Source organism: Butyrivibrio sp. TB, assembly GCF_900110805.1.
GTDB classification, from domain to species: Bacteria; Bacillota; Clostridia; order Lachnospirales; family Lachnospiraceae; genus Butyrivibrio; species Butyrivibrio fibrisolvens_C.
Window position 1 is genome coordinate 1 of sequence record NZ_FOER01000052.1, and the last position, 1,825, is coordinate 1,825.

1 protein-coding gene is annotated in these 1,825 nt (G+C 42.4%); it reads right to left on the reverse strand.

The features are described 5' to 3' along the window. Positions 1-49 precede the first annotated feature (49 nt). Positions 50-1,333 carry a group II intron reverse transcriptase/maturase gene (ltrA, locus tag BMX21_RS18930; RefSeq protein WP_027207773.1) on the reverse strand — a complete coding sequence of 428 codons (1,284 nt, stop codon included), beginning with the start codon at positions 1,331-1,333 and terminating at the stop codon, positions 50-52. Between the last annotated feature and the right edge of the window lie 492 nt (positions 1,334-1,825).

A 1,825-nucleotide genomic window follows, 5' to 3' on the forward strand; every position in this document is an offset into this window, starting at 1 on the left:
CCTCTCACACCACCGTACGTACGGTTCCGTATACGGCGGTTCAATCAACTTAACAAGTAACGCACCTATCGGTGTAGTAATCTAACATTGAGACTAATCCAAATGAGGTTAGTCTCTTTGTGCTTATAGCTTTCTGTACCCAGCCATTGTGTGCAAGTCTAGCATATCTGTCGCCATTGTAAGCGATTTTAAAAGCCGCCCATCTTGGCACATTAAGCTTCATCAAGTTCTTTGCCCTGTTCTTTGGAGTTTTCCAGTGCTTCCAAATACACATGCGAAGCCTGAATCTTATATTTCCATCCAATTTCTTGCAAAGTTCCTTCATGCTACCTAATTTGAAGTAGTTAACCCATCCTTTTATAAGCTGATTAAGTTTCTCAATCTTGTAACTGTTGCTGACGCCCCAACTACGACATGTTAGCTCCTTCATTCGTATCACAAACTTCGCTACTGATTTGGCATGTGGTTTCGCTTTAAACTGATGTGCTCTTGGATCAAAGTAGAATCCAAATCCAAGGTATTTTAATCCACTTGGTCTGTCCACTTTACTCTTGCTTATGTTGACCTTAAGCCCCAGTTTCTCCTCGATGAATCGAGAGATATTTCTCATGACTCTATTAGCAGACATTTCACTACCAACCATGATGATACAATCATCTGCGTATCTTACAAAGTTAAGCCCTCGCTTTTCCATCTCCTTATCAAGTTCATTCAGCATGATGTTTGCCAATAAAGGCGAAAGATTTCCTCCTTGTGGTGTTCCCACAATAGAGTCCTCGTACTCATCATCAATCATAATTCCACTGACTAGGTATTTTCTAACGATAGAAATAACATCACCATCTTTTATAGTTCTACCTACGATAGTCATAAGTTTATCGTGATTAACTGTGTCAAAGAACTTTTCCAAGTCAATATCTACAATCCAATCATTACCGTCATTCATCATGTCGAGCGCTGTTAGGATTGCTTGCTGGGCACATCTATTAGGTCTGAATCCATAACTGTGGTCATGAAATTGTTCCTCATAGATTGGTGTTAAAACCTGTGCTATGGCTTGTTGTATGAATCTGTCTGTTACTGTTGGTACTCCTAGGTTTCTGACACCACCATCAGGCTTTGGTATCTCCACTCTTCGTACTGGCTGAGGTTTATACTTTCTTGTCCTCAACTGTTCCTTGATGATATCGCCGTTCTTTTCAAGATGTTCTTTGAGTTCTGTGTACTTCATTCCGTCCACTCCCTCTGCACCTTTGTTTCGTACGACTTGCAGATATGCTCTGTTGAGATTATCGCTAGATAGTATCTGCTCCATTAGACTACTTGTGTCCATGCGTTCTTTCCTTTCCGCCTCGCTTGATTTGACCACCTTTCCCCGATTGGTTACGGCAGATGTTGTCATTTCTGCAATACGAGACATACTCAAACTTATTGATTGTTCACCCCTTCGCTCCATTTCCATTACAGAAACTTCTTCACTACTATGGGTTCGGCTGACTTCTCACAGTTCGTTGTTACTAGGCTAATGAAACCACTGTGAGACCTCCACGCTTAAGGCGCACGCTCTTTCTCTCCATATATCCGCCACATTTACTCTGCTACTACAAATGTGATAGTTATTAGACCTCGTTGTTCTTTGCCAACTTATCTCTCGTAGCCTAGCCTTATATGTGATTTCTGTCCGTCGGACCAGAGATTTGCTCACAGCTTCCTTCAGATTCCACCTCACGATGGACACCCTTGCTGTTCAGCTATACACTTCCCACTATCTGGGCGTGTTCGGGACTTTCACCCGTTAGAGCGCACCCATGGCGCGCAAACAAAG